The sequence below is a fragment of the Thermomonas sp. HDW16 genome (genome assembly GCF_011302915.1).
Taxonomy (GTDB): Bacteria; Pseudomonadota; Gammaproteobacteria; order Xanthomonadales; family Xanthomonadaceae; genus Thermomonas.
Window position 1 is genome coordinate 1622570 of sequence record NZ_CP049872.1, and the last position, 24079, is coordinate 1646648.

Consider the following 24079-nt stretch of genomic DNA (forward strand, 5'->3'; position numbering starts at 1 on the left):
GGATGCGATTCCCCCATTGGTTGATCGGGCTTTGCCTGCTCGCATTTGCCGGCACGACCTTCGCCGCCGACCAGTGCCCGCTGTTGCGCGGCCGCCAGTCCGATCCCGAAGTCGCCACCCGCATCGCCGCTGCTGCCTGCGATGAACACCTGCGCTGGCAACGTCCGTTCATCACCACCGACGGGCGTTTGGCCAGCAGCGCGATCGCGGAAGGCGAGAGTCGCGGCCTGCAAGGCGGTGGCGCGCCTTGGCGGCAAGTGGCGATGTACTGGCGCGATGCCGGGCTGCTCGGCCAAACCGGTGCCTCCGGTGCCAACGACTGCAGTTATGCATTGGCCAATGCCAGCTATCCGGGCATGGGTTGTCGCGGTTTCGTCATCGATAGCCCATGGTCGGCGGCATTCGTGTCCTGGGTGATGCGGCGTTCCGGCGTGCCGCGTTTTACCTTCTCGGGCAGTCATTTCGACTACGTGCGTGCGGCAAGACTCGATCCGGCCGGCAGTCCATACGAATATCTGGAGCCGATGTCAGCCACGCCTGCAATCGGCGATCTGCTGTGCTACGTGCGCACCGGTCGCGTCTACGGGTACCAGGCGCTGGCCAGTGCGATCGACGGCGGTGCCAACGGGCTTCCCATGCATTGCGACATCGTGGTCGCGGCCAATCCCGGTGGAGATGCGAAGGCCTACCTGGTCGGCGGCAATGTGCAGCAGGCGGTGACCATGCGCGTCCTCAACCTCAACGCGGGTGGTCGTTTCTGGAACCTGCCACGGCGTACTGACGGTGATGTGGAATGCTCGCCGGACACGCAGGCGGCCTGCGATTTCAATCGCCAGGACTGGTCTGTGTTGCTCAAATTGAAGCCGCAATCGGCGCTGGCCCAGTTGGGGCCGGTGCAGCCGCCATCCTTCATGCCTGACGTGGCACCACAACAGACTTGTTGCGTGAACTGCGTGGTTGGTTCCGGCATACCGCGCTGTCCGGCCACAGATGCGGCCCAGCCGCAGCCGTGGGGGTTGCCACAAGACTCGGACTGAGTGAACTCAGGCTTTCGCCGCGGACTTGCTCGCGCGCGTGCGCGGTTTGGCGCGATGGTCGACCTCCACACCGAGTACCGTATTGCAATGGATGCAGCTGTGGCTGATGCAGCGAGCCTTGCTTGTGCCGTCAACCATGCCGACGATGGTTTCGACATTCACGTGCAACACACGCTTGCCGCACTTCGGACATTCGCCTTGGATCGCCATGGAACCCCCTGGCCGGCTCGCATCGGGCAACTGCCCGTGCCGAGCATAATGAGGCCGATGTTCAGGCTCTAACGCTTGCGCGCCTCGAAGGCGGCCAGCTGTTCAGGCGAGGCTTCGGCCTGATGCCGCGCCTTGAACTCCGCGAAGGGCATACCGTACACCGCTTCCCGCGCTTCGTCGCGGGTCATCGCCAGTCCCCGTTCCTCGGCGGCGTCGCGGTACCAGTCGGCCAGGCAGTTGCGGCAGAAGCCGGCCAGGATCATCAGGTCGATGTTCTGCACGTCCGGGCGCTGCAGCATCAGGTGGTCGCGCAGGCGGCGGAACGCGGCGGCTTCGAGGGCCGTGGTGTCGATGTCGGTCATGGTGGCGTCTTGCTGGGCGATAATGCGGGATCGACTTTACCGTATCGCCCACGCATGACCGCCAAGATCCTCGATGGCAAGCGCATTGCCGACGACCTGCTGGACGGCCTGAAAACCCAGGTCGATGCCCGCGTGGCGGATGGAAAATCGCGCCCGGGGCTGGCGGTGGTGCTGGTGGGTGGCGACCCGGCCAGCCAGAGCTATGTGCGCAACAAGCGTCGCGCCGCGGAAAAAGTGGGTATCACTGCGTTCGACCATGATTTGCCTGCGGGCACCAGCGAAGTCGAGTTGCTTGCGCTAATCGACGAACTCAATGCGAATCCGAAGGTGCATGGCATCTTGGTGCAGCTGCCGCTGCCGGGCATTCCCGACGCCAGCGCGCTGATCGAGCGCATCCATCCGGACAAGGACGTGGACGGCTTCCACCCGCAGAACGTTGGCCATTTGGCCCTGCGCCAGTTCGGCCTGCGTCCGTGCACGCCACGCGGCATCACTACGCTACTGGCCTATACGGACAAGCCTGTGCGCGGCCAAAGCGCCACAATTGTCGGCGTGTCCAACCATGTCGGCCGGCCGATGGCGCTGGAGTTGCTGATTGCCGGCTGCACGGTGACCAGCTGCCACAAGTTCACCCCCAAGGATGTGTTGCAACGGCATGTGGGCGAGGCCGACATCCTGGTGGTTGCGGTCGGTCGTCCCGGCCTGATCCCGGGCGAATGGGTGAAGCCGGGCGCGGTGGTGATCGATGTCGGCATCAACCGGCTGGACGACGGCCGCCTGACCGGCGACGTGCAGTTCGAAGCCGCTGCCGCCCGCGCCAGCTGGATCACCCCGGTGCCGGGTGGGGTGGGGCCGATGACCGTGGCCACCCTGATGCAGAACACCCTGGAAGCGGCCGAATTGGCTGACGCGGCAGCCGCGGAACGCTGAGTTGGCCGCAGGGCACGACTCAGGCCGCGCCATGACGCTATAATGACTCGCTTCCCCACCACTCCCGGGACTGCCGATGCTCCGCATCCAGGCTGAAGCACTGACGTACGACGATGTTTCCCTCGTCCCCGCGCATTCTACCGTCTTGCCCAAGGACGTCTCGCTCGCCACGCGGCTGACCCGCGACCTGCACATCCGCCTGCCGATCGTTTCTGCGGCGATGGACACGGTCAGCGAATCGCGCCTGGCCATCGCCATGGCCCAGCTGGGCGGCATCTCGATCCTGCACAAGAACATGTCGGTCGAGGCGCAGGCCGCGCAGGTCGCGCGGGTCAAGAGTTTCGAGGCCGGGGTGATCAAGGACCCCTTCACGGTCGGTCCCGAAACCACCATCGGCGAGGTGCTCAAGCTCACCCGCGCGCGCAACATCTCCGGCGTGCCGGTGGTGGACGAAGCGGGCCAGCTGGTCGGCATCGTCACCGGCCGTGACATGCGCTTCGAGAAGAAGCTGGACGATCCGGTCCGCCACATCATGACCAAGAAGGATCGGCTGGTGACGGTGCGCGAAGGTGCATCGGACGATGAAGTCCTCGACCTGCTGCATCGCCACCGCATCGAAAAGGTGCTGGTGGTCAATGACGAATTCACCCTGCGCGGGCTGATCACCGTCAAGGATTTTCAGAAAAAATCCGACAACCCGAACGCGGCCTACGACAGCAGCGAACGCCTGCTGGCCGGCGCGGCAGTTGGCGTGGGCGGCGATACAGAACAGCGCATCGAGGCGCTGGTCGCCGCCGGCGTGGACGTGGTGGTGGTGGACACCGCGCACGGCCATTCGCAGGGCGTGATCGAGCGCGTGGCGTGGACCAAGAAGCGTTTCCCGCAGTTGCAGGTGGTTGGCGGCAATATCGTCACCGGCGATGCCGCGCTGGCGTTGATGGATGCCGGTGCGGACGCGGTGAAGGTCGGCGTGGGGCCCGGTTCGATCTGCACCACGCGCATCGTGGCCGGCGTTGGCGTGCCGCAGGTGACCGCCATCGACATGGTGGCCGAGGCGCTGCAAGACCGTATTCCGCTGATCGCCGATGGCGGTATCCGCTATTCGGGCGATATCGGCAAGGCGATCGTGGCGGGCGCATCGTCGGTAATGATCGGTGGCCTGTTCGCCGGCACCGAGGAAAGCCCGGGTGAAACCGAACTGTTCCAGGGCCGCAGCTACAAGAGCTACCGCGGCATGGGCTCGCTGGGCGCGATGGAAAAAGGGTCGAAGGATCGCTATTTCCAGGATGCGAGCGATGCCGACAAGCTGGTGCCGGAAGGCATCGAAGGCCGCGTGCCGTACCGCGGTCCTCTGAGCGGCGTGGTGCATCAGCTTGCCGGTGGTTTGCGCGCGACGATGGGTTATGTCGGCTGCGCGACCATCGAGGACATGCGCAAGCAGCCGTCCTTCGTGAAGGTGACCGGCGCCGGCCAGCGCGAGAGCCACGTGCACGACGTGCAGATCACCAAGGAACCGCCGAATTACCGCGCCGGTTGATGCTCACAGGGAAGGGAGACGCGAGTTTCCCTTCTTCGTTTCAAGTCGAAGAAAAACGCCATGACCCAGCAGCCGAACACCAATATCCATTCCGACAAGATCCTGATCCTGGATTTCGGCGCGCAGTACACACAATTGATTGCACGCCGCATCCGCGAGATCGGCGTCTATTGCGAAATCTGGGCCTGGGACCACGATCCTGCAGAGATCGCCGCGTTCGGTGCGAAGGGCATCATCCTCTCCGGCGGCCCGGAATCGACCACCGAAGCCGGCGCACCCGCCGCGCCGCAACAGGTGTTCGATAGCGGTCTGCCGCTGCTCGGTATCTGCTACGGCATGCAGACGCTCGCCGCGCAGTTGGGAGGGGCGACTGAAGCCGCCGATGCACGTGAGTTCGGCCATGCCGAGGTCGAGATCGTGAAGCCGGATGCATTGTTCACCGGCCTCAGCGACCACGGCGGCGCGCCGCGCATCGATGTGTGGATGAGTCATGGCGACCACGTCGCCAAGGCGCCGCCGGGTTTCGCCATCACCGCCGTCACCGATCGCATCCCGGTTGCTGCGATGAGCAATGAGGACAAGCGCTGGTACGGCGTGCAGTTCCATCCGGAAGTCACCCACACCAAGCAGGGGCAGGCGCTGCTGCGCCGCTTCGTGGTGGATGTCTGCGGCTGCCAGACGCTGTGGACGGCGGCCAACATCATCGAGGACCAGATCGCCCGCGTGCGCGAGCAGGTCGGTTCCGATGAAGTGATCCTGGGCCTGAGCGGTGGCGTGGATTCCTCGGTCGTCGCGGCGCTGCTGCACAAGGCGATCGGCGAACAGCTGACCTGCGTGTTCGTCGACACCGGCCTGCTGCGCTGGAACGAAGGCGACCAGGTGATGGCGATGTTCGCCGAGCACATGGGCGTCAAGGTCGTGCGCGTGAACGCCGCCGACCGCTATTTCGACAAACTGGCAGGCGTCAGCGATCCCGAAGCAAAGCGCAAGATCATCGGCAATCTCTTCGTCGATATCTTCGACGAGGAATCGAACAAGCTGAAGAATGCGAAGTGGCTGGCGCAGGGCACCATCTACCCGGACGTGATCGAGTCCGCCGGCAGCAAGACCGGCAAGGCGCATGTCATCAAGAGCCACCACAACGTCGGTGGCCTGCCCGAGCACATGAAGCTGGGCCTGGTCGAGCCGTTGCGCGAATTGTTCAAGGACGAAGTGCGGCGCCTTGGCGTGGAGCTCGGCCTGCCGCGCGAGATGGTCTATCGCCATCCGTTCCCGGGCCCGGGGCTTGGCGTGCGCATCCTCGGCGAGGTGAAGCGCGAATACGCCGAGCTGCTGGCGAAAGCGGATGCGATCTACATCGAGGAACTGCGCAAGGCCGATCTGTACGACAAGACCAGTCAGGCATTCGCGGTGTTCCTGCCGGTGAAGTCGGTAGGCGTGGTCGGCGATGCACGCGCCTACGAATGGGTGATCGCGCTGCGCGCGGTGGAAACCATCGACTTCATGACCGCGCACTGGGCGCACCTGCCGTACGAGTTCCTGGGAACGGTGAGCAACCGCATCATCAACGAACTGCGCGGCGTGTCGCGCGTGGTCTACGACATCAGCGGCAAGCCGCCGGCGACGATCGAGTGGGAATGACGCCTTCGGCGAATCGCCGGGGCCAGGCCAGCGGCGATTCGCCGTTCAATCGCGGGCGATGTCCGGCGGGTTGATCAGGCCCTCGAACACCCCCGTCAACAGGCCGACGAGCGCGCCTTCGTCGGCATCCGCCAGCGCGGATAGTCCGATCATCTGCCGCATGCCCTGGAAGCCGGAGATCATCGCCAGGATCATCGCGGCGCGCTGGCCGGCGTGATCGCCATGCAAGGCGCCGCTGACCGTCTTCAAGGCGTTGTCCTCGATCATCTGCTTGCCGACGGTGGTGGCGACTGGGCTGGATGCGGAGTGGAAAGCCATGCGGAAACCGTCCAGCGGCACCTGGCCCGGGCGGGTCATGCCGATCAACGCCTCGGCCAGCGCGCGTGCCGGGGCGGACGTGTCCATGATCCCGCCGGCGATCACGCTTTCGCCGGTCATCGTCTGCCGCAGCGCTTCGATGAACAGCTCTTCCTTGGACCCGAAATAGCGGTTCACCATCATCGCAGTGACCCCGGCGCCGGCCGCGATCTCGCGCAGGCCCACCCCGTCGTAACCTTTATCCGAGAATGCCGCGCGGGCGGAGGCCAGGATCGCCTTGCGGGTGGCCGCGGCATCGCGTGGACGGGGTTTCGGGGCTTTGTCGGGCGAAGTCGTCATGCCTACAGTCTACATCTGTAGACTCTTCATCGCAATTGATGTATACATATGTAGACAAGCTCTCGCCCGACGAGCTGGGAAGGTTCCCGCGGGGCGAGCTGGAGACAGCAGATGGACAAGACCGTACTGGTCACGGGCGGCACCGGCTTCGTGGGTGCCTGGTGCATCGTGGAATTGTTGCGGCAGGGGTATCGGGTGCGCACCACCGTGCGCAGCGCCGCCAGGCAGGCCGGCGTGCGCCACGCGGTCGCGCGCGAGATCGAGCCGGGCGACCGCCTCGAATTCACCATCGCCGACCTGACCAGCGATGCCGGTTGGGCCGAGGCGATGACCGGTTGCGACTACGTGCTGCATGTGGCGTCGCCGATGACCTCCGCCACCGCCGACCCGCAAGCGCTGATCGCGCCCGCGCGCGAAGGCACGCTGCGGGTCCTGAAGGCAGCAGTGGATGCCGGTGTGCAGCGGGTCGTGATGACCTCGTCCTGCGCCACCGTGAACCAGGGCCTGCAGAGCGGCGACACCGTCAACGACGAAACCATGTGGGCCAGCGAAAACGATCCCGACCTCAACGCCTACCGGCTGTCGAAGATCCTGGCCGAGCGTGCCGCCTGGGACTTCATGCGTGAGCACGGCGGCGCCACCGAATTCGCCACGGTGCTGCCCAGCGCGATCTTCGGCCCGGTGCTGACGCTGGACAACCCGGGTTCGGTGCAACTGGTCCAGCGCCAGTTGCAGGGCAAGATGCCGGGCACGCCGAATGTGGGGTTCTGCGTGGTCGACGTGCGCGACCTGGCGCTGGCGCATGTCGAAGCGATGCGGCGGCCGGAGGCGGCGGGTGAGCGCTTCATCGTGGCGGGCGAGTTCGTGTGGATGCGCGACGTGGCGGCGATCCTGCGCCAGCGGTTGGGCGAACGTGCGGCCAAGGTGCCCACGCGCGGGCTGCCGGACTGGCTGGTGAAGTTGATGGGGCGCTTCGTGCCGGCGATGCAGCAGCTCGTGCCGATGCTCGGACGCCGCCATCTCTACCGTTCCGACAAGGCGCAGCGCCTGCTCGGCTATCGTCCGCGGCCGGCTGCGGACACCCTGGTGGAGTGCGCGGAAAGCCTGCTGGTACTGGAGGGCAGGGCGTGAGCGGCAGGCCGATACGGTTGATCCTGACTGGCGCCACCGGTTTCGCCGGCGGCGAAGTGCTGCGGCAGGCGTTGGCAGATCCCGGCATCGAACGTGTCAGCGTGCTCTCGCGTCGTGTCGTGGAGATGGCGCATCCAAAACTGCGCCAGTTGCTAGTCGATGACTTCACCGATTTTTCGCAGGTCGATGCCGATGCGTTGACCGCCGACGCCTGCATCTGGTGCCTGGGCGTGTCGCAAACCGCGGTGGACAAGGACACCTACATCCGCATCACCCATGACTACACGCTGGCGGCGGCGCAGGCGATGCTGGCGCGCAATCCGGAGCTCCGTTTCTGCTTCCTCAGCGGTTCGCGTGCCGACCAGCAGGAACGGACTTCGATCTATTACGGCAAGATCAAGGGACGCACGGAGAAAGCGCTGTCCGAACTCACGCCCCATGCTTTCCACTTCCGTCCGGCGGTGATCCGCGCAACCCGGCCCGAGCACAGGATTCCGCTGGCGGCGCGCATCGGCGGGATGATCGCGATTCCGTTCGACTGGTTCTCCGAGCAGGTCAGCGTCGATTGCGTGCAACTGGCGCACTGCCTGATCGAGGTGGCGAAACAAGGCGCCGACCGACGTATTTTCGACAATGCCGGCATCAAGCACTGGCCGAAGGATTGAGGACAACATGACGATGACTACCGTGAAGCGGCCCAGGCGCGGCCTGTGGCGATGGTTGAAGGCCTTGCTGGCCCTGTCGACGGTCGTTTTTGTCGCCGGCTTTGCCTACACGCGTGGGCCTGCATTCGGCGCCACGCCGTCCGGACAGCGCCAGCTGCGGATCGAGCAATCGTCGCAATGGGATACCCGGCGCTTCGTGAACCGGCAACCGCAATGGCTCGACCTGCGCAAGGCATTGCGCGAGGCGGTGTTCGGCGAAGGCAATGCGCATGCCAACCCGGATGCGCCGATTGCGGTGGTACACACGGATGCGGCGCAACTGGCGCAGCCTGCTGCCTCGGGTTTGCGGGTGACCTGGTTCGGCCATTCCTCCACGCTGGTGGAGATCGATGGCGTACGTGTGCTCACCGATCCGTTCTGGGGTGAGCGCGCCTCGCCAGTGGATTGGGCCGGCCCGAAGCGCTTTTTCGCAGCGCCGATCGGTTTGCGCGACTTGCCGCCGATCGATGCGGTGGTGATCTCCCACGACCATTACGATCACCTCGACCGCGCCACGGTGGAACAGCTGCGCGATACGGCGACGGTGTTCGTGGTGCCGCTCGGCATCGGGGCGCACCTCGAGCGTTGGGGTATTCCGCCATCGCGCATCCGCGAGCTGGATTGGTGGGAAACCACCAAGGTCGGCGATCTCGACATCACCGCTACCCCGGCGCGGCATGCGTCCGGGCGCCTGTCCAACGACAGCGGGCGCACGCTGTGGGCGGGTTACGCCCTGCACGGCCCGGAGCATCGCGTCTGGTATTCCGGCGATACCGGCTTCCACGACCAGCTCGACGACATCGGCGAGCGGCTTGGCCCGTTCGACCTGACCCTACTGGATGCCGGTCAGTACAACCCGTTGTGGCCGGATGCGCACCTGGGCCCGGAGCAGGCGGTGGAAGCCCATCGACTGGTCAAGGGCAGAACGATGGTGCCGGTGCATTGGGGGTTGCTGAATCTGGCGCCGCACACATGGACGGAGCCGGTCGAGCGCGTGCGCGTGCAGGCGGCGTGTCGCGGCGTGGACCTGCTGATCCTGCAGCCCGGGCGGGTCACCGAGCCGGAACAGCCTGGCGAGATGACGGCATGGTGGCCCTCGTTGCCATGGAAGACCGCGCGCGAGCGGGCCATGCGCTCGACGCTTGCGGGTGATCCGGTCGAGTCCTACCCGCCGTTCGACTGCGCGCATCGGCCATGGCCGATGCGCGGCCGGCATCGTCACGCGGTTAGCATGACGCCATGACTGACTTGCCGGCAGCGATGACCGATGAACAATGGATGCGCTGTGCGCTGGCGCTCGCCGAGCGTGCGCAACGCGAGGACGACGAGATCCCGGTGGGCGCGCTGGTGGTGGATGTCGACGGCAACCTCATCGGCGAAGGCTGGAATCGCAATATCGCCGAGCACGACCCCAGCGCACACGCGGAAATCGTGGCGATGCGTCGTGCGGGCGCGGCCATCGGCAACCACCGCCTGGTCGGCTGCACGCTGTATGTGAGCTTGGAACCCTGCGCGATGTGCGCCATGGCCATCGTGCATGCGCGGGTAGCGCGAGTGGTCTATGGCGCCAGCGATCCCAAGACTGGCGCGGCCGGCAGTGTCTTCGACCTGCTGGCCGATCCGCGCCACAACCACCGTGTCGAAGTGACCGGCGGTGTTTTCGGTGATGAAGCCGGTGCGATGCTGACGGCGTATTTCCGCGCCAAGCGCGGCAAACCCGCGGTTTAACCGCGACGGCGGGTCAGTTCCTGGTCGAGCTCCAGGTCGAAGCTGCTCACCGCCAGGCTGACTTCGCGCCACATCGCCACGCTGGCGCCGAGCAGGAAGAGTACGCCGAACACGGCCAGTACGGTGGGCACCACCCCCAGCCGGAAGCCGAGGAGGGCATCCACCGCCAGCGACAGACTGGTGCCGACGAAGCTGGCCACCGCGCCATACAGCAGCCGACAGGCACGCAGGACAAGGTGGGCGCGCTGGCGGTGGCGGCGGATCTGTTGGTCGCGCTGGTCGCGGTCCGGCGCATCCAGCTCCCAGGCCACGATCAGGCTGCGCAGGCGGTCGACAACGCGGGCCAGGCGGGTATTGGCCGAGGCCAGCAACGCGGCGGTGGCGGTCAGGAAGAAGGCCGGCGCCAGCATCGCGGTCAGGATGGCGTAGTGGCTGAGTGCGGTCGAGCTGGTCTGCAGCATGTGATCCCCCATTCGGCCCCGTATGATGCACATACCCCGTCATCCTTGCAGCGCATGCCGAACAATCGACTGATCTGGATCGACCTCGAGATGACCGGTCTGGATACCGACCGTGACGGCATCCTTGAAATTGCCACCGTAGTGACCGATGGCCAGCTGAACCTGCTCGCCGAGGGACCGGAATTCGCCATCGCCCACTCCCTGTCGACGCTGGAAGCGATGGATGAGTGGAACCGCAACCAGCACGGCAAGTCCGGGCTGTGGCGGCGCGTGATGGAGGAAGGTGTGCCGCTGGCCGAGGCGGAGGCGCGCACGCTGGCGTTCCTGCGCGAATGGGTACCGGCCAAGGCCTCGCCGATGTGCGGCAATTCGATCTGCCAGGATCGGCGCTTCATGCACCGACTGATGCCGACGCTGGAAGCCTATTTCCACTATCGCAACCTGGACGTGAGCACGATCAAGGAGCTGGCGCGGCGCTGGTCGCCGCAAGTGCTGGCCGGCGTGAACAAGGAATCGGCGCATACCGCATTGAGCGATGTGCGCGATTCCATCGAGGAACTGCGCCACTATCGCAAGTCGATGGGGGCGTTCGCCGGCATTCCGGCGGGCTGAAGGCAGGACGCCATGGGTAGGCGGCAGGGGATATCTGCAGGTGCGCTGGTGGCAGCGTTGCTGTTGCTGTTCGCTTGCCTGTGGCCCGGTTTCGTCCATGCGCAGGACAAACCGCTGAGTGCCTACTTCCGTGAAACCTGGACCACGCGCCAGGGATTGCCGCACAACCAGGTCAACGCCATTGCGCAGACACCGGATGGTTACCTGTGGTTCGGGACCTGGGAAGGATTGGTGCGCTACAACGGCCTCGAGTTCCACTCTTTCGATCGCAGCAATACCCCTGCATTGAAGGACAACGGCATACGTTCGGTGCGGGCTTCGCCCGATGGCGCGGTGGTGATCGGCACGTCGCGGGGCGGGGTCACCGTCAAGCGGGGCGATCTATGGCGCACCTGGATGGTCAAGGACGGCCTGGCGCAGGAAGAAATCATGGATGCGCTGCTCGACCGCAAGGGGCGGTTATGGGTGGCGACCGAGAGTTCCGGAATCGACCTGGTCGACGGCGACAAGATCACGCACATCACCAGTCGCGATGGTCTTCCGAGTGGCGTTACCTACGGTTTGTTGCTGGATCGCGACGACAGCGTCTGGGTGGCCACCGCCCGCGGGTTGGTGCACTTCGTCGATGGACGAAAGGTGATGTACGCGCACGCCGCCGGTTTGCCGAACGCGCCCGTTTTCCGCATTTTCCAGGATCCGGCCGGGCGCATCTTCGTCGGCACCGAGCGCGGCGTGTACCGGCGCGAGAAAGATCGCTTCGTGCAGGTTTCGCCCTTGCTGCCCGACGATGGGGTGCCCAGCCTTGCGCAGGATGCTGCAGGCAATCTCTGGGTTGGTACGGTCAATAACGGCTTGCTGCGGCTAGGCAAGTCCGGAGTCGAGAAATTCACCAGTTTGCGCGGTCTGCCGAACAATCGCGTTGCGGCGCTGCTGGTCGATCGTGAAGGCAGCTTGTGGGGCGGCACCAATGCCGGACTGCTGCGCCTCAGCGATGCCCCGTTCAGCACCTACAACGGCGACCAGGGATTGAGCGACGATTACGTGCGTGCGCTTGCGCAGTCGCGTGATGGTTCGTTGTGGATCGGCACCAGCCGTGGCCTGAACCGCTGGCGCGGAAACAAACTGGAAGCCAGTTACACCGCCGCGGATGGCTTGCCCAGCGATTCGGTGCTGAGTCTGCTCGAAGACCGCGATGGCAGCCTGCTGGTCGGCAGCTATACCGCCGGGGTATTGCGCTTGCGCGATGGCAAGTTGGTGGCGCAATACGACAATGCACACGGCATGCCGGGCAGCAACCAGGTGCGTGCGCTGGTGCAGGAGCCGGATGGCACCTTGTGGATCGGCACGACCCGTGGCCTGGTGCGGATGCGCGCAGGAAAATTCGAGTTCTTCGGTGTTGCCAAGGGCCTTCCCCGCGAGTTCATCATTTCCCTGCACCTGGCACGTGACGGCAGCCTGTGGGTCGGCACCGCGAATGGCGCCGCACGCATCGTGGGTGAACGCGTCCAAGCCCTGGACATGCGGGGAATGAATGGCGCACAGGACGTGTTCGATTTCCATGAGGATGCGGACGGTACGTTGTGGTTCGCGACGGATCGCGGTCTCCTGCGCTATCGGCAAGGCCAGTTGCGGGCGTTGGGGCTGGCGAAGGGCCTGCCGATCGATACCCTGTTCGCTGTCGTCGATGACGGTGTCGGCAGTTTCTGGCTGACATCGAACCGTGGCGTAATGCGGGTCAGTCGCTCCGAGGCCGAAGCGGTCATCGATGGCAGGAAAGCCAAGCTCGAACTCGATCGTTTTGGCGAAGCCGACGGACTTGCCAGCAACCAGTGTAACGGTGGTTCCGGCCCGGCGGCCTTGCGCGACCGCAACGGACGCATCTGGGTTGCGACGGCGGGTGGCGCCGCGGTGGTGAATCCGAAGTCGCTGCATGCCTACAAGCGCAGGTTGCCGCCGGTCGTGATCGAACAGGCGTTGGCCAACGACCAGGTCGTTTCCCTGCAGGGTGCGCTCAAGTTGCCGGCGGGGACGCATAAGCTGGAATTCCACTACGCCAGTCTCAGCTTCCAGACGCCGCGCTTCGTGCGCTATCGCTACCGGCTCGAAGGCGTGGACCGCGGCTGGATCGAGCGCGGCAACCAGCGCGTGGCGCAGTACACCAACCTGATGCCAGGCAACTACCGGTTCGCGGTGAATGCATCGGCACCCGGGCTCGGGCAGGGTTGGAGTTCGGACATCACCACCCTCGACATCGAGATCAAACCGAGGTTCTGGCAACACGCGTGGTTCCTGCCGGCGCTGACGCTGTTGGGCGTCCTGTTGGTGGTCGGCCTCTATCGCTGGCGGTTAGGCCACATGCGCCAGCGCGCATTGAACCTGGAAGCCATCGTGGAGGAGCGCACCAGCGATCTGCGCGACCAGACCGAACGCCTGCGCGAATCGGATCGCGAAAAATCGTCCCTGGTCGCAAAACTGAAGGAGCAGTCCGAAGCCTTCGAGCGGCAGGCGCGCGAAGATTCCCTGACCGGGCTTGGCAATCGTCGCAGCATGGACGAGGAGCTTGCTCGCACGTTCGAGCAAGCCGCGACAAACGGAAAGTCGCTCAGTTTTGCCTTGGTCGACATCGACCACTTCAAGCGCATCAACGATGGTTATTCGCACGCGGCTGGCGACCGTGCATTGATCGAAGTCGCGCGCCTGATGCGCGAAGAACTTGGCGCGCTCGGCAAGCTGGCGCGTTGGGGCGGCGAGGAATTCGCGATCCTGTTCGAAGGATTGGCGTTGGAGGAAGCCAGGCGTCGCTGCGAACGCCTGCGTTGGGCGATCGAGCGATTGGATTGCAGCGGTTTCGCGCCGGGCTGGAAGATGTCGATCAGCGGCGGCGTGGCCGAGCGCACCGGCCTTGCGCACTACGAGCGACTGGTCAGTCGTGCGGATGCATTGTTGTACGAGGCCAAACGCGCCGGCCGCAACCGCATCATGGGTTGATCGAATACGTTCAGGCCTGCGGCGGTTTCGGCTTCAGGTCGCCATCGTCGGCGACGCCACGCAACAAGAGGTCAGACAACGGGCGGCCATCGGCGTCGCGATGGTAGACATGCAAGTCGCGCTGCGGATAGGGGATGTTGAGGCCGTGCTGGATCAACTGATTGCGTACTGATTCCACCACATGGCTGCGTGCCTCGATGAAATCGTCGTTGCGGGCGAAGGCCTGCAACACCAGGTCAACGCTGCTTTCGCCCAGGTTGACGACCCGCACCACCGGCTCCGGCTCCCTCGACAGCAACGGTTCTTTTTCGGCGATTTCCAGCAGCACACTGCGCGCAAGCTGCAGGTCGTCGTCGTAGCCCACGCCCACGGTGATGTCCATCCGCCGTTGCGGTAGGCTGCTGTAGTTGATGATCGGCGCAGTGGTGATCTCGCTGTTCGGCAGGATGATGACGCGGTGGTCGGCCGCGCGCAGACGCGTCTGGAATACCCGCACCTCGAGCACCACGCCTTCCTGACCGGCGGCGATGACATGGTCGCCGGTGCGGAACGGTCGCAGCACGATCAGCATCACGCCCGAAGCAATGTTCGACAGCGAATCCTTCAACGCCAAACCCACCGCCAGGCCGGCGGCGCCGAGGATCGCGAACATCGAGGTAGTCGGCACGCCAAGCGCGGTCAGCGCGGTCATGATCACCAGCACCAGCATCACTGCATAGGCGATGTTGCGCAGGAAACCGCCCAGCGTGGCGTCCACGCCGGCGCGGATCATCACCCGATCCAGCCCCGTGCTCAGGCGCTTGGCCAACCAGCGACCGATCACGAAGATCGCGATCGTGGCCAGCAGCTTCATCCCCCATGTCTCCAGCAACTGCCACCAGTCGACGCCGTGCAGATCCTGCAGCAAGTTGGCGGTGGGGGCCTTGGCGGCGGTTGCGGATGGAGGTGGTGACATGGGATTCCCGAAAAGCCGAGCGCCCGGTTGGGCGTGTTGGCACGCAAGCGGAATGGTAACGGTCGCGATGTAAAAGAAGCGATAGCCGCCGCGGCCTACAGCACGGGCGCCATCATCCCGATCGCGTTCTGCAGCAGGCGTTGGTGATAAGGCCAAGCTCGCACGGTCTCGATCCCGACCGTGCGGCTCACCGACATGTAACCCAGTTGCCGCTTGCGGATCGCCTGCGTGAGCATGCGGTCGGCGACCACGAGGTTGTTCTCGTAATTCAGTTCCAGGCTGCGTCGATCCATGTTGGCGGAACCGACCAAGGCGATCTCGCCATCGATGGTCATCGACTTGCTGTGCAGTATTCCAAGCGGATATTCGAGCACGTTCACCCCGCAGTCCAGCAGGTCTGCCCACGTGCTACGGCAGCTGTTGCCGACCAGCATCGAATCGTTGCGGGCCGGGAACACGATGGTGGTCTTGACGCCTCGCCTCGGTGCAGCGCACAGCGCCCGCAGCAGGGCTTCGTCGGGCACGAAGTAAGGCGTGGTGACCAGCAATTCATCGCGCGCCGCGTACATGGCGGCCACGAACATGTCGGACATCGCATTGTGGCGGGTGGTTGGTCCGGTACCGAACATCTGCGCGATCACGCCGTCTTCGAACCGTTCCGGTTCTGGCGATGCCGTGACGATTGCCTCCAGCGCCTCGCTGGTCTCGCTGATCCATGCGCTGAGGAACAGGTACTGCGCCTGCCGTACGACCGGGCCTTCGCGGCGCAGCAGCAAGTCGATCCACGGTGCGAACTTCGGCTTGACCCGGAATTCCGGATCCGCGCAGTTCTGGCTGCCGCAATAGGCGATGCGGTTGTCGATCACCGCCACCTTGCGATGGTTGCGCAGATCGACGCGGCCGATGGCCAGGTGGCCCAGACGCGGCACGTCGTCCAGCATCGCGTGCACGCGCACGCCTGCGTCGCGCAGCTGGCGCCAGCGCAGGCCATGCACGAAGGCACGCGAACCTAGGGCGTCCACCATCACCCGGCATTGCACGTCGCGCCGCGCCGCGGCACACATGGCATCGACCACGCGGCCGCCGTTGTGGTCGTCCAGCCAGATGTAGAAGCCGATGTGGACGTGCTCGCGGGCCTGTTCGATGTCGGCGACCAGCGCGTCGATGGCCGCGTTGGAATCAGCCTTGGGCTGTTCCGGCGTGGCCGCAGGATCGCCCAGCAGTACGATGCGGTTGCCGGTCTCCGGCTTGAAACCGTTGATCGACTGCGCCAGGTCGAACAGCGGCCTGACCCGTACGTCGATGGCCCCGTTCGCAAGGCCGGCATCCGACGGCAGCGGCATGCGCGCTTCGGTATTGCGCAGGCGCTTGATGCGTTCGCGGCCGATGCTGGTTTCGCCCAGGAACAGATACGCGATCACGCCCAACAGCGGCAGGAACGTGATCACAGCCACCCACGCCACGCGGGAGGCCGGCACGCGATTGGGACGGGTGATCGCGCGCGCGATCACCAGCAAGTGCACCACGAAAATCAGGAACGCCAGAGGCGAGTGCAGTGGGCTCAGGAAAAACGCCATGACGGGCTCCGATCCGGTATGTCGCCGAGCCTACCGGAGCAGCGAGCCGGCGCAAGCGCCGGCAGGTTCACGCGCGATCAGCCGGCCTTGGCCTTGGCAAGCTGCAACCAGGTATCGACCACGGTGTCCGGATTCAGCGAGACCGATTCGATCCCTTGCTCCATCAGCCACAGCGCAAGATCCGGATGGTCGCTGGGTCCCTGGCCGCAGATGCCGACGTACTTGCCCTTTTTCTTCGCGGCGGCGATCGCCATCGACAGCATCTTTTTAACCGCCGGATCGCGTTCATCGAACAAGCTCGCAACGATGGCCGAATCGCGATCCAAACCAAGCGTCAGCTGGGTCATGTCGTTGGAGCCGATGCTGAAGCCATCGAACAGTTCCAGGAACTCATCGGCCAGCAGTGCGTTGGACGGCACCTCGCACATCATGATGACCTTGAGGCCGTTCTCGCCCTGGACGAGGCCGTTCTCGCGCAGCACCTCGAGCACCTTGCGACCCTCGCCCAGCGTGCGCACGAACGGGATCATCACCCACAGGTTGTCCAGGCCCATGTCCTCGCGCACGCGCTTGACCGCCTTGCATTCCAGCGCGAACGCGTCCTTGAAGCTCGGGTCGATGTAACGCGATGCGCCACGGAACCCGATCATCGGATTTTCTTCATGCGGCTCGTACTTGCTGCCGCCGATCAGGTTGGCGTATTCGTTCGACTTGAAGTCGGACAGGCGCACGATCACCGGATTCGGCGCGACCGAGGCGGTGATGGTGGCGATGCCCTCGGCCAGGCGATCCACGTAGAACTCGACCGGGCCGGCATAACCGGCGGTGCGCGCGTCGATCTTGGCCTTGGTCGCGGCGTCCTGCTTCGCGTACTCCAGCAGCGCCTTCGGATGCACGCCGATGTGGCTGGCGATGATCATTTCCAGTCGGGCCAGGCCGATGCCGGCATTCGGCAGCATGCCGAAATCGAAGGCGCGGTCCGGGTTGGCCACGTTCATCATGATCTTCAGCGGTGCCGGCGGCATGTTGCCGAGGTCGGTGGTCGTGCGTTCGAAGGGCAGGGTGCCGGCATAGATGAAGCCGGTATCGCCTTCGGCGCAGCTGACGGTGACCGGGTCGCCGTCCTTGATCGAGTCCAGCGCATTGCCGGTGCCAACCACCGCCGGCACGCCCAGCTCGCGGGCGATGATCGCCGCGTGGCAAGTGCGGCCGCCGCGATTGGTGACGATGGCGGCGCTGCGCTTCATCACCGGCTCCCAGTCGGGATCGGTCATGTCCGCGACCAGCACGTCGCCGGGCTGCACGCGTTCCATGTCGGCCAGCGAACGCACCATGCGGGCGGTGCCGCTGCCGATCTTGCTGCCGATCGCACGGCCTTCCGCCAGCACGTCGCCGCGTGCGCCCAGCGTGTAGCGCTCGATCTGCGTCGCATGCGCGCGCGATTTCACCGTCTCCGGGCGTGCCTGCAGGATGTAGAGCTTGCCGGTGTTGCCGTCCTTGCCCCATTCGATGTCCATCGGGCGGCCGTAGTGCTGCTCGATCACCAGCGACTGCTTGGCGAGTTCCTGCACGTCTGCATCGGAAATCGAGAATTTGTTGCGCAGGTCGGCCGGCGTTTCCTCGGTACGTACGCGCTCGCCCGGCACATCGGAATACACCATGCGCAGCTGTTTGCTGCCCAGCGAGCGGCGCAGGATCGCCGGCTTGCCGGCGTTGAGCGTGGGCTTGTAGACGTAGAACTCGTCGGGGTTCACCGCGCCTTGCACGACCATTTCGCCCAGGCCGTAGCTGGCGGTAACGAAGACCACGTCGCGGAAGCCGGATTCGGTGTCCAGGGTGAACAGCACGCCGGACGAACCCACATCCGAACGCACCATCAGCTGCACGCCGGCTGACAGGAACACGTCCTCGTGGGCGAACCCGTGGTGCACGCGATAGGCGATGGCGCGGTCGTTGTACAGGCTGGCGAACACTTCCTTGACCTTGCGCACCACATCGTCCGCGCCGGTCACGTTGAGGAAAGTTTCCTGTTGGCCGGCGAAGCTGGCATCGGGCAGGTCTTCGGCGGTGGCGGAGGAACGTACGGCCACGGCGATGTCGGTGGCTTCGGCATCTGCACACAGTTTTGCGTAGGCCGTGCGGATATCGGCATCCAGTTCGGGCTGCAGCGGGGCATCGATCACCCAACCGCGGATCTCGGCGCCGGCGCGGGTTAGGGCGGGAACGTCCTCCACATCGACCGTGGCCAGCTTGTCGTAGATGCGCGCATGCAGGTCGTTGTGGGCGATGAAGGCCTTGAACGCGTCCGCGGTGGTGGCGAAGCCGCCGGGCACCGAGACGCCCAGCCCTGCCAGTTCACCGATCATCTCGCCGAGCGAGGAATTCTTGCCGCCCACCTGGGTGAGATCGGACAGGCGCAGGTCTTGCAGCCAGAGGACGTTCGGGGTCGAGGCGGGGGCGGTCAAGGCAGGCTCCGTGGGGCTCAGGCAGCGCAGGCGCGCAGAAGTCCGTTATTTTACATCCCCTGCCTAGAGCGATGACTACGATTGCATATGGATGCTGTCCGCCCCGTGTTCTACGTGTCCGACGGTACCGGCATCACCGCCGAAACCATCGGCCACAGCCTGCTGACCCAGTTCAGTGGAGTGCGTTTCCAGACCGACCGCTTGCCGTTCGTGGACAGTCCGGACAAAGCACGCGCCGCAGCAGAGGAAATCCGCCAGGCCGGTGCGGAACACGGCACCCGCCCCATCGTGGTCAATTCCTGCGTGGACAGCGCCTTGACCGCGCTGCTCGCCGAAAGTGGAGCGCTGATGCTGGACGTGTTCGAGCCGTTCATCGAGCCACTGGAACGCGAACTGGGCGAGTCGCGCCAGCAGCGGGTCGGGCAGGCGCACGGCATCGTCGATTTCGAGGCCTACCACCGCCGCATCAACGCGATGAACTACGCGTTGACCCACGACGACGGCATCAGCATGAACTACGACGAGGCCGACTTGATCCTGGTTGGCGTGTCGCGCGCGGGCAAGACGCCGACCTGCGTGTACCTGGCGCTGCACCACGGCATCCGCGCGGCGAACTATCCGCTCACGCCGGATGACCTTGAAGAAGAGCGGTTGCCGGCCAAGTTGCGGCAATACCGCAACAAGCTGTTCGGCTTGACCATCGATCCGATCCGCCTGCACCAGATCCGCGAGGAGCGGCGGGCGAATTCGCGTTACGCGCAGTTGGATACCTGCAAACGGGAAGTGGCACAGGCGGAAGCGATGCTGCGGCGCGAGGGCATCGAGATGCTCAGCACCACGCATGCGTCGATCGAGGAGATATCCAGCAGGGTCCTTGAGCATCTCGGCATCAATCGCGAGATGTATTGAGCGACCGCTGGAACCCCTACGCTAGGCCTGATTCCGCGATCCGTCAATCCTGCCGCGATGCGGCGCGCGCGTGTAGGATCAAGGCCATGAGCCACGTGCTTGCCCGTCGCCTTCCACTGCCGAAACTGAGCCGTTTCAGCTGGCTGATGGGCCTGTATGCCGAAAACCATGTGCGTCTGCAGCGCCTGTTCGAGCCGGCGGATCTCGCATGCGGCACGTATGTGTCCAGCATCGGCGACGGACTTGATCTGCAGATGGTAGTGCTGGAACACCACGCCTACACGGTCGAATTGCGTCTGAGCTATGGGCTGGTCGATCCACAGACCGGCTTGCATGATCCTTCCGCCAACCTGCGCCTGTACCGCGATGCGCGCCAGGTCGAAGCCACGCATTGCTACGCGGGGCGTCGCTGGCAGGACGTGATCGGCATGTTCCCGCCGCCGGAGCGCATCCTCGACCACCGCCTGCGGATGAACACGTTCCTCGGCAAATGGCTGCAATACTTGGCCGAGCAAGGGCATGGCGTGGCGACGTTGCAACCGGTGTCCCCGGAAAAAATCGAAACAGCCGCTTGACGCTTCGGGAAACGTCCCTCAAAATGCGTGTCTTTCCAGCCCAGTGGGGCCATAGCTCAGCTGGGAGAGCGCCTGCATGGCATGCAGGAGGTCGGCGGTTCGATCCCGCCTGGCTCCACCACTTGGTTGGATCGTCCGCAAGGACACGCTAGTAAAAATTTTCGGTTTTGTCCCCATCGTCTAGAGGCCTAGGACATTACCCTTTCACGGTAGCGACCGGGGTTCGAATCCCCGTGGGGACGCCATCCGAAACCGAAAAGCCATCAACCGCCGCAAGGCGGTTTTTTGTTGCTCGCGATACGTGCTGGCGCCTGCTTCAGAACCAGAAGCGCAGGCCTGCAACCCAATGCGTGTCGTGCACGGGTTCACCTGCGATGCGTGCGTAATCCGCCGTGTTGCCGAAGCGGTAGCTGCGTTCGATCCCGATGTAAGGCGCGAATTCGCGGCGGATTTCATAGCGCAGGCGCAGTCCGGCTTCCACATCGCCAAGACCAGCGCCGATTCCGCGAGCGGCGTCGTTGCGCCCATACGCCGTGGCCTCGACGCGCGGCTGCAGGATCAGCTTGTTGGTCAGCAGCAATTCGTATTCGGCTTCGGCCTTCAGCGCGGTCTGCCCACCTTCGCCGAGGTAGGCGGTGGCTTGTACCTCGAACTTGTATGGCGCCAAGCCTTCTACGCCGATGGCGAGCCAGTCCTGCCCATCGTGTCCCGTATCGTGGCGTACACCGGCGACCACATCCCACCAGGCATTGACCGGTTTGCCCCACAAAGCTTCGATGTCGGCTTTGGTGCCGTGGTCTTTTTCGCGATGGCCTTCGCTGCGCAGCCACAGCCGGCCGCGATCATGGCCGAACCACGCGCTGCCTTCCCAGACCAGCGTGTCGCCCTGCTGCCATTCCAGCCGATCCGCGATCAGCATCCACACGAATGGGTCGTCGTCCATGTGCGCGGACTTGTCGTGGCCGTGCAGGTCCGGGAACGCGGCGGCGCGGTCAGCATCGGTGAGGGCAGGGGGGCGATAGTCGCCTGCGTTGCTTTCGCGCGCCTGTTGATCGCGATCTTGTGCGTGTTCGTCCGTCGTGGTGCCCGGTAGCGGTTGCGCCATCGCCGGGTGGTGTTGGTGCTGCGAATGATCCTGCGCGAATGCAGTCTGCACGCACAGCAACAGGCTGATGGCGAATGCGTTGCGCATCACTCCTCCACCCGCACTTCGCGCATCATCCCGGCTTCCATGTGCATCAGCATGTGGCAGTGGAAGGCCCAGCGGCCGAGTGCGTCCGCGGTGACGCGGAAACTGCGCTTGGTACCTGGCGGGATGCTGATGGTGTGCTTGCGCACCAGGAAGTCGCCGTTCTCGCTTTCCAGGTCGCTCCACATGCCGTGCAGGTGCACCGGGTGTTCCATCATCGTGTCGTTGACCAGGGTGAAGCGCACGCGTTCGCCGTACTTCAGTCGCACCGGTTCGGCATCGGAAAATCTGATGCCGTCGAAGCCCCAGGTGAAGCGCTCCATGTGGCCGGTGAGGTGCAGCTCGATCTCGCGCGAAGGCGTGCGCGTGTCTGCGGGCTTCTGCAAGCTGTGCAAGTCCGCATAGCGCAGCACTCGGCGGCCGTTGTCACGCAGGCCGATACCGGGGTCGTCCAATCGCGGCGTCGGCGACATGGTTTGCATGTCAACGAATGGATTGCAGGTTTCGCTGGCAGGGTGCGCTTGCATCGCGGTGCCGTGCGACATGCCTGCCATGCTGGCGCCGCAGCCGCCTTCCATACCCATTGATGCGCCGCAACTCATTTCGCCAGACGCCATCGCATGACCGCCATGTCCCATGTCGTCCATCGTCAGCAGTGCGCGTTTGTCGAGCGCGGGGAGGGCGCGCGCATGCCCATCCGCGGGGCGAGGGTGATGCGTGCATGCCCGCTGCGATCCATCGCCTGCGCGAAGACAACATAGGCTTCATCGCGATCCGGTTGCACGATCACGTCGAAGGTTTCCGCTGGCGCGATGCGGAATTCATCCACTTCGACTGGCTGGATGTTCTGCCCGTCGGCAGCGACCACGGTGAGTTTCAAGCCGGGGATGCGCACATCGAAGAAGGTCATCGCCGCGCCGTTGACGAAGCGCAGACGGATGCGTTCGCCCGGTGCGAACAGGCCGGTCCAGTCGTCATCGGCGCGGCGGCCATTGGCTAGGTAGGTGTACGTGTTGCCGTTGACGTCGGCCAGATCGGTCGGGCTCATCCGCATCGCGCCCCAGGAATTGCGGTCGGCGAGTGCCGCGTAGAATCCTTGTGCGCGTGCGTCGCGGAGGAAATCGCCAACAGTGCGTTTGTAGAGGTTGTCGTAATCGCTGCGTTTCTTCAGCCGCGCAAACAGGCGATGCGGATCCATGTCGGTCCAGTCGGACAGCATCACCACATAGTCGCGGTCGTAGGCGAACGGTTCGGGTTCGATCGGATCGATGATCAACGCGCCGTACACGCCAGCCTGTTCCTGCAGGCTGGAATGGCTGTGGTACCAGTAGGTGCCGCTTTGGTGCACGCGGAAACGGTAGAGATAGTCGCCGCCGGGATCGATGCCGTGGAAGCTAAGGCCTGGCACGCCATCCATGTTGGCCGGCAACAGGATGCCGTGCCAGTGGATGGCACTCACTTCCGGCAAGGTGTTGCGCACACGCAGTGTCACCATGTCGCCTTCGCGCCAGCGCAGGATCGGGCCGGGCAGGGAACCGTTGACGGTGACCGCCTGTGCATCACGTCCCGTGATGTTGACCGGCGTGCGGCCGATGCTGAGGTCGAATGCGTTGCCGGCAATCACACCGGTTTGTCTTGGTGCTTCCAATGCCCAAACCGGTTCGCGCCACAGGCCAAGACTCGCCGTCGCACCGCCCAGTGCCATGCTACGCAACAGCTGGCGCCGCGAGGTAACAAGACCGGGTTGCTTGTCGGGCGTTACCTTGTTCATGGTTTCAATTCGACGCCAAGCAAGCTTTCGATGATCGGGCAGTTGTCCAGTGATCCATGGCCCGAGCAGTGGCTGACCAGGTTCGCCAACGTTGCGCGCATCGCCTCTAGGTTGCGCATCTTGTGTTCGATGTCCGCCAATCGGTGCTGCGCCAGTGCACGTACTTCCGCGCGATCCGCGTCTTCGCTCGCGCTGAGTCGCAGCAGATCCTGGATCTCCTGCAAGCTGAAACCGAGATCCTTTGCCCGACGGATGAAACGCAGCCGCGAGATGTCCTGCTCGCCGTATTGCCTGTAGCCCGATGCACGCCGCTGCGGGGGTGGCAGCAGGCCCTGGCGCTCGTAGTAGCGCACGGTATCGATGGCGACCCCGGTGTGCTGGGCGAGTTGTCCGATTTGCATGGAGGGAGTCTCGGGAAGTCGGTTCGGCAAGTCTGGAGTCTCGAGTCTAGTCCAGAGTCAAGTGTTTCAGTTCAGCCGTTTCCGAGAGCCGAAGGCGGCGTTTCCCGACAGAACTCGCTCGTAATCCGGCAGATAGTTGGCCCGGAGTATTCACATTGGAGCGGCGATGCGATTCCTGGTCTTGCTGATTTGCCTATTCCCTGGACTGGCGAATTCCGGAAGCTTGTACCGTTGTGTAA

At 64.6% G+C, this 24079-nt stretch carries 21 protein-coding genes, 2 tRNA genes and 1 pseudogene; 14 read left to right on the forward strand and 10 right to left on the reverse strand.

Features of this window, described 5'->3' with window-relative positions:
• Positions 1-2: 2 nt before the first annotated feature.
• The gene (locus tag G7079_RS07575) at positions 3-1037 is read left to right on the forward strand and encodes a DUF2272 domain-containing protein (RefSeq protein ID WP_166056731.1); all 1035 of its coding nucleotides are present in this window, start codon (positions 3-5) and stop codon (positions 1035-1037) included.
• Positions 1038-1043: 6 nt separating this feature from the next.
• Here G7079_RS07575 and G7079_RS07580 read toward each other — a convergent pair whose 3' ends face one another.
• On the reverse strand, positions 1044-1247 hold the full coding sequence (locus tag G7079_RS07580; RefSeq protein WP_166056732.1) for a hypothetical protein: 204 nt from the start codon (positions 1245-1247) through the stop codon (positions 1044-1046).
• 68 nt (positions 1248-1315) lie between these two features.
• Positions 1316-1609, reverse strand: a complete 294-nt coding sequence (locus G7079_RS07585) for a DUF1244 domain-containing protein (protein ID WP_166056733.1) — start codon at positions 1607-1609, stop codon at positions 1316-1318.
• 54 nt (positions 1610-1663) lie between these two features.
• Here G7079_RS07585 and folD point away from each other — a divergent pair, with 54 nt between their 5' ends.
• The 3 genes from folD to guaA all read left to right on the forward strand — a co-directional run bounded on the left by folD (position 1664) and on the right by guaA (position 5717).
• Positions 1664-2539: a bifunctional methylenetetrahydrofolate dehydrogenase/methenyltetrahydrofolate cyclohydrolase FolD gene (folD, locus tag G7079_RS07590; protein ID WP_166056734.1), complete on the forward strand. Its 876-nt coding sequence runs from the start codon at positions 1664-1666 to the stop codon at positions 2537-2539.
• A 76-nt stretch (positions 2540-2615) separates the two neighbouring features.
• Positions 2616-4076 (forward strand): IMP dehydrogenase, encoded by a 1461-nt coding sequence (guaB, locus tag G7079_RS07595; RefSeq protein ID WP_166056735.1) that lies wholly within the window; start codon positions 2616-2618, stop codon positions 4074-4076.
• A 60-nt stretch (positions 4077-4136) separates the two neighbouring features.
• Positions 4137-5717, forward strand: a complete 1581-nt coding sequence (guaA, locus tag G7079_RS07600) for a glutamine-hydrolyzing GMP synthase (protein WP_166056736.1) — start codon at positions 4137-4139, stop codon at positions 5715-5717.
• A gap of 45 nt (positions 5718-5762) precedes the next feature.
• Here guaA and G7079_RS07605 read toward each other — a convergent pair whose 3' ends face one another.
• Positions 5763-6374 carry a TetR/AcrR family transcriptional regulator gene (locus G7079_RS07605; protein ID WP_166056737.1) on the reverse strand — a complete coding sequence of 204 codons (612 nt, stop codon included), beginning with the start codon at positions 6372-6374 and terminating at the stop codon, positions 5763-5765.
• Positions 6375-6485: 111 nt separating this feature from the next.
• Here G7079_RS07605 and G7079_RS07610 point away from each other — a divergent pair, with 111 nt between their 5' ends.
• Genes G7079_RS07610 through tadA form a run of 4 tightly spaced genes read left to right on the forward strand, consistent with a single transcriptional unit; the run spans position 6486 to position 9937 of the window.
• A complete protein-coding gene (locus G7079_RS07610; protein WP_166056738.1) occupies positions 6486-7505 on the forward strand; it encodes an aldehyde reductase in 1020 nt (339 codons plus the stop codon).
• Positions 7502-8170 carry an NAD-dependent epimerase/dehydratase family protein gene (locus G7079_RS07615; RefSeq protein WP_166056739.1) on the forward strand — a complete coding sequence of 223 codons (669 nt, stop codon included), beginning with the start codon at positions 7502-7504 and terminating at the stop codon, positions 8168-8170. The genes G7079_RS07610 and G7079_RS07615 overlap by 4 nt, the downstream gene beginning before the upstream one ends.
• A 7-nt stretch (positions 8171-8177) precedes the next feature.
• Entirely contained in the window at positions 8178-9452 is a 1275-nt protein-coding gene (locus G7079_RS07620) for an MBL fold metallo-hydrolase (RefSeq protein ID WP_206203188.1), read from the forward strand.
• Positions 9449-9937, forward strand: coding sequence for a tRNA adenosine(34) deaminase TadA (gene tadA, locus G7079_RS07625; protein WP_166056740.1), 489 nt, complete (start codon positions 9449-9451; stop codon positions 9935-9937). Before G7079_RS07620 ends, tadA begins: the two co-directional genes overlap by 4 nt.
• Here tadA and G7079_RS07630 read toward each other — a convergent pair.
• Entirely contained in the window at positions 9934-10398 is a 465-nt protein-coding gene (locus G7079_RS07630) for a DUF2721 domain-containing protein (protein ID WP_240906141.1), read from the reverse strand. The two genes, tadA and G7079_RS07630, sit on opposite strands and share 4 nt — an antisense overlap.
• A 54-nt stretch (positions 10399-10452) precedes the next feature.
• Between G7079_RS07630 and orn the strand changes: the two genes are divergently transcribed.
• Together orn and G7079_RS07640 are read left to right on the forward strand one after the other, a co-directional pair.
• Positions 10453-11010 (forward strand): oligoribonuclease, encoded by a 558-nt coding sequence (gene orn, locus G7079_RS07635; protein ID WP_166056741.1) that lies wholly within the window; start codon positions 10453-10455, stop codon positions 11008-11010.
• 12 nt (positions 11011-11022) lie between these two features.
• Positions 11023-13998: a ligand-binding sensor domain-containing diguanylate cyclase gene (locus tag G7079_RS07640; RefSeq protein WP_166056742.1), complete on the forward strand. Its 2976-nt coding sequence runs from the start codon at positions 11023-11025 to the stop codon at positions 13996-13998.
• Between the two features lie 10 nt (positions 13999-14008).
• Here G7079_RS07640 and G7079_RS07645 read toward each other — a convergent pair whose 3' ends face one another.
• The 3 genes from G7079_RS07645 to ppsA form a co-directional block, all read right to left on the reverse strand.
• Entirely contained in the window at positions 14009-14953 is a 945-nt protein-coding gene (locus G7079_RS07645; protein WP_166056743.1) for a mechanosensitive ion channel domain-containing protein, read from the reverse strand.
• A 95-nt stretch (positions 14954-15048) separates the two neighbouring features.
• Positions 15049-16530, reverse strand: a complete 1482-nt coding sequence (gene cls / locus G7079_RS07650; protein ID WP_166056744.1) for a cardiolipin synthase — start codon at positions 16528-16530, stop codon at positions 15049-15051.
• A gap of 77 nt (positions 16531-16607) precedes the next feature.
• Entirely contained in the window at positions 16608-18995 is a 2388-nt protein-coding gene (ppsA, locus tag G7079_RS07655) for a phosphoenolpyruvate synthase (RefSeq protein WP_166056745.1), read from the reverse strand.
• Between the two features lie 87 nt (positions 18996-19082).
• Between ppsA and G7079_RS07660 the strand changes: the two genes are divergently transcribed.
• From G7079_RS07660 to G7079_RS07675, 4 genes are all read left to right on the forward strand, one after another.
• Entirely contained in the window at positions 19083-19904 is an 822-nt protein-coding gene (locus tag G7079_RS07660) for a pyruvate, water dikinase regulatory protein (RefSeq protein WP_166056746.1), read from the forward strand.
• A gap of 86 nt (positions 19905-19990) precedes the next feature.
• Positions 19991-20479 carry a DUF1249 domain-containing protein gene (locus G7079_RS07665; RefSeq protein ID WP_166056747.1) on the forward strand — a complete coding sequence of 163 codons (489 nt, stop codon included), beginning with the start codon at positions 19991-19993 and terminating at the stop codon, positions 20477-20479.
• A 45-nt stretch (positions 20480-20524) separates the two neighbouring features.
• Positions 20525-20600 (forward strand) — tRNA-Ala (locus tag G7079_RS07670).
• A 48-nt stretch (positions 20601-20648) separates the two neighbouring features.
• A tRNA-Glu gene (locus tag G7079_RS07675) sits at positions 20649-20724 on the forward strand.
• A gap of 71 nt (positions 20725-20795) precedes the next feature.
• On the opposite strand, the gene G7079_RS07680 is transcribed toward G7079_RS07675, so the two are convergent.
• The 3 genes and pseudogenes from G7079_RS07680 to G7079_RS07690 form a co-directional block, all read right to left on the reverse strand.
• The gene (locus G7079_RS07680; RefSeq protein WP_166056748.1) at positions 20796-21671 is read right to left on the reverse strand and encodes a copper resistance protein B; all 876 of its coding nucleotides are present in this window, start codon (positions 21669-21671) and stop codon (positions 20796-20798) included.
• A pseudogene (locus tag G7079_RS07685) lies at positions 21671-23439 on the reverse strand (copper resistance system multicopper oxidase). Before G7079_RS07685 ends, G7079_RS07680 begins: the two are co-directional and overlap by 1 nt.
• Complete coding sequence (locus tag G7079_RS07690; protein WP_166056749.1) at positions 23436-23840, reverse strand: heavy metal-responsive transcriptional regulator; 405 nt, start codon at positions 23838-23840, stop codon at positions 23436-23438. Before G7079_RS07690 ends, G7079_RS07685 begins: the two are co-directional and overlap by 4 nt.
• Positions 23841-24079 lie beyond the last annotated feature (239 nt).

What these genes read in the sequence shown, in the direction of transcription:
- G7079_RS07575 (WP_166056731.1), top strand. Translation starts at nt 3, where the DNA reads ATGCGATTCCCCCATTGGTTGATCGGGCTTTGCCTGCTCGCATTTGCC.
- G7079_RS07580 (WP_166056732.1), bottom strand. Translation starts at nt 1,247, where the DNA reads ATGGCGATCCAAGGCGAATGTCCGAAGTGCGGCAAGCGTGTGTTGCAC.
- G7079_RS07585 (WP_166056733.1), bottom strand. Translation starts at nt 1,609, where the DNA reads ATGACCGACATCGACACCACGGCCCTCGAAGCCGCCGCGTTCCGCCGC.
- folD (WP_166056734.1), top strand. Translation starts at nt 1,664, where the DNA reads ATGACCGCCAAGATCCTCGATGGCAAGCGCATTGCCGACGACCTGCTG.
- guaB (WP_166056735.1), top strand. Translation starts at nt 2,616, where the DNA reads ATGCTCCGCATCCAGGCTGAAGCACTGACGTACGACGATGTTTCCCTC.
- guaA (WP_166056736.1), top strand. Translation starts at nt 4,137, where the DNA reads ATGACCCAGCAGCCGAACACCAATATCCATTCCGACAAGATCCTGATC.
- G7079_RS07605 (WP_166056737.1), bottom strand. Translation starts at nt 6,374, where the DNA reads ATGACGACTTCGCCCGACAAAGCCCCGAAACCCCGTCCACGCGATGCC.
- G7079_RS07610 (WP_166056738.1), top strand. Translation starts at nt 6,486, where the DNA reads ATGGACAAGACCGTACTGGTCACGGGCGGCACCGGCTTCGTGGGTGCC.
- G7079_RS07620 (WP_206203188.1), top strand. Translation starts at nt 8,178, where the DNA reads ATGACGATGACTACCGTGAAGCGGCCCAGGCGCGGCCTGTGGCGATGG.
- tadA (WP_166056740.1), top strand. Translation starts at nt 9,449, where the DNA reads ATGACTGACTTGCCGGCAGCGATGACCGATGAACAATGGATGCGCTGT.
- G7079_RS07630 (WP_240906141.1), bottom strand. Translation starts at nt 10,398, where the DNA reads ATGCTGCAGACCAGCTCGACCGCACTCAGCCACTACGCCATCCTGACC.
- orn (WP_166056741.1), top strand. Translation starts at nt 10,453, where the DNA reads ATGCCGAACAATCGACTGATCTGGATCGACCTCGAGATGACCGGTCTG.
- G7079_RS07640 (WP_166056742.1), top strand. Translation starts at nt 11,023, where the DNA reads ATGGGTAGGCGGCAGGGGATATCTGCAGGTGCGCTGGTGGCAGCGTTG.
- G7079_RS07645 (WP_166056743.1), bottom strand. Translation starts at nt 14,953, where the DNA reads ATGTCACCACCTCCATCCGCAACCGCCGCCAAGGCCCCCACCGCCAAC.
- cls (WP_166056744.1), bottom strand. Translation starts at nt 16,530, where the DNA reads ATGGCGTTTTTCCTGAGCCCACTGCACTCGCCTCTGGCGTTCCTGATT.
- G7079_RS07660 (WP_166056746.1), top strand. Translation starts at nt 19,083, where the DNA reads ATGGATGCTGTCCGCCCCGTGTTCTACGTGTCCGACGGTACCGGCATC.
- G7079_RS07665 (WP_166056747.1), top strand. Translation starts at nt 19,991, where the DNA reads ATGAGCCACGTGCTTGCCCGTCGCCTTCCACTGCCGAAACTGAGCCGT.
- G7079_RS07680 (WP_166056748.1), bottom strand. Translation starts at nt 21,671, where the DNA reads ATGCGCAACGCATTCGCCATCAGCCTGTTGCTGTGCGTGCAGACTGCA.
- G7079_RS07690 (WP_166056749.1), bottom strand. Translation starts at nt 23,840, where the DNA reads ATGCAAATCGGACAACTCGCCCAGCACACCGGGGTCGCCATCGATACC.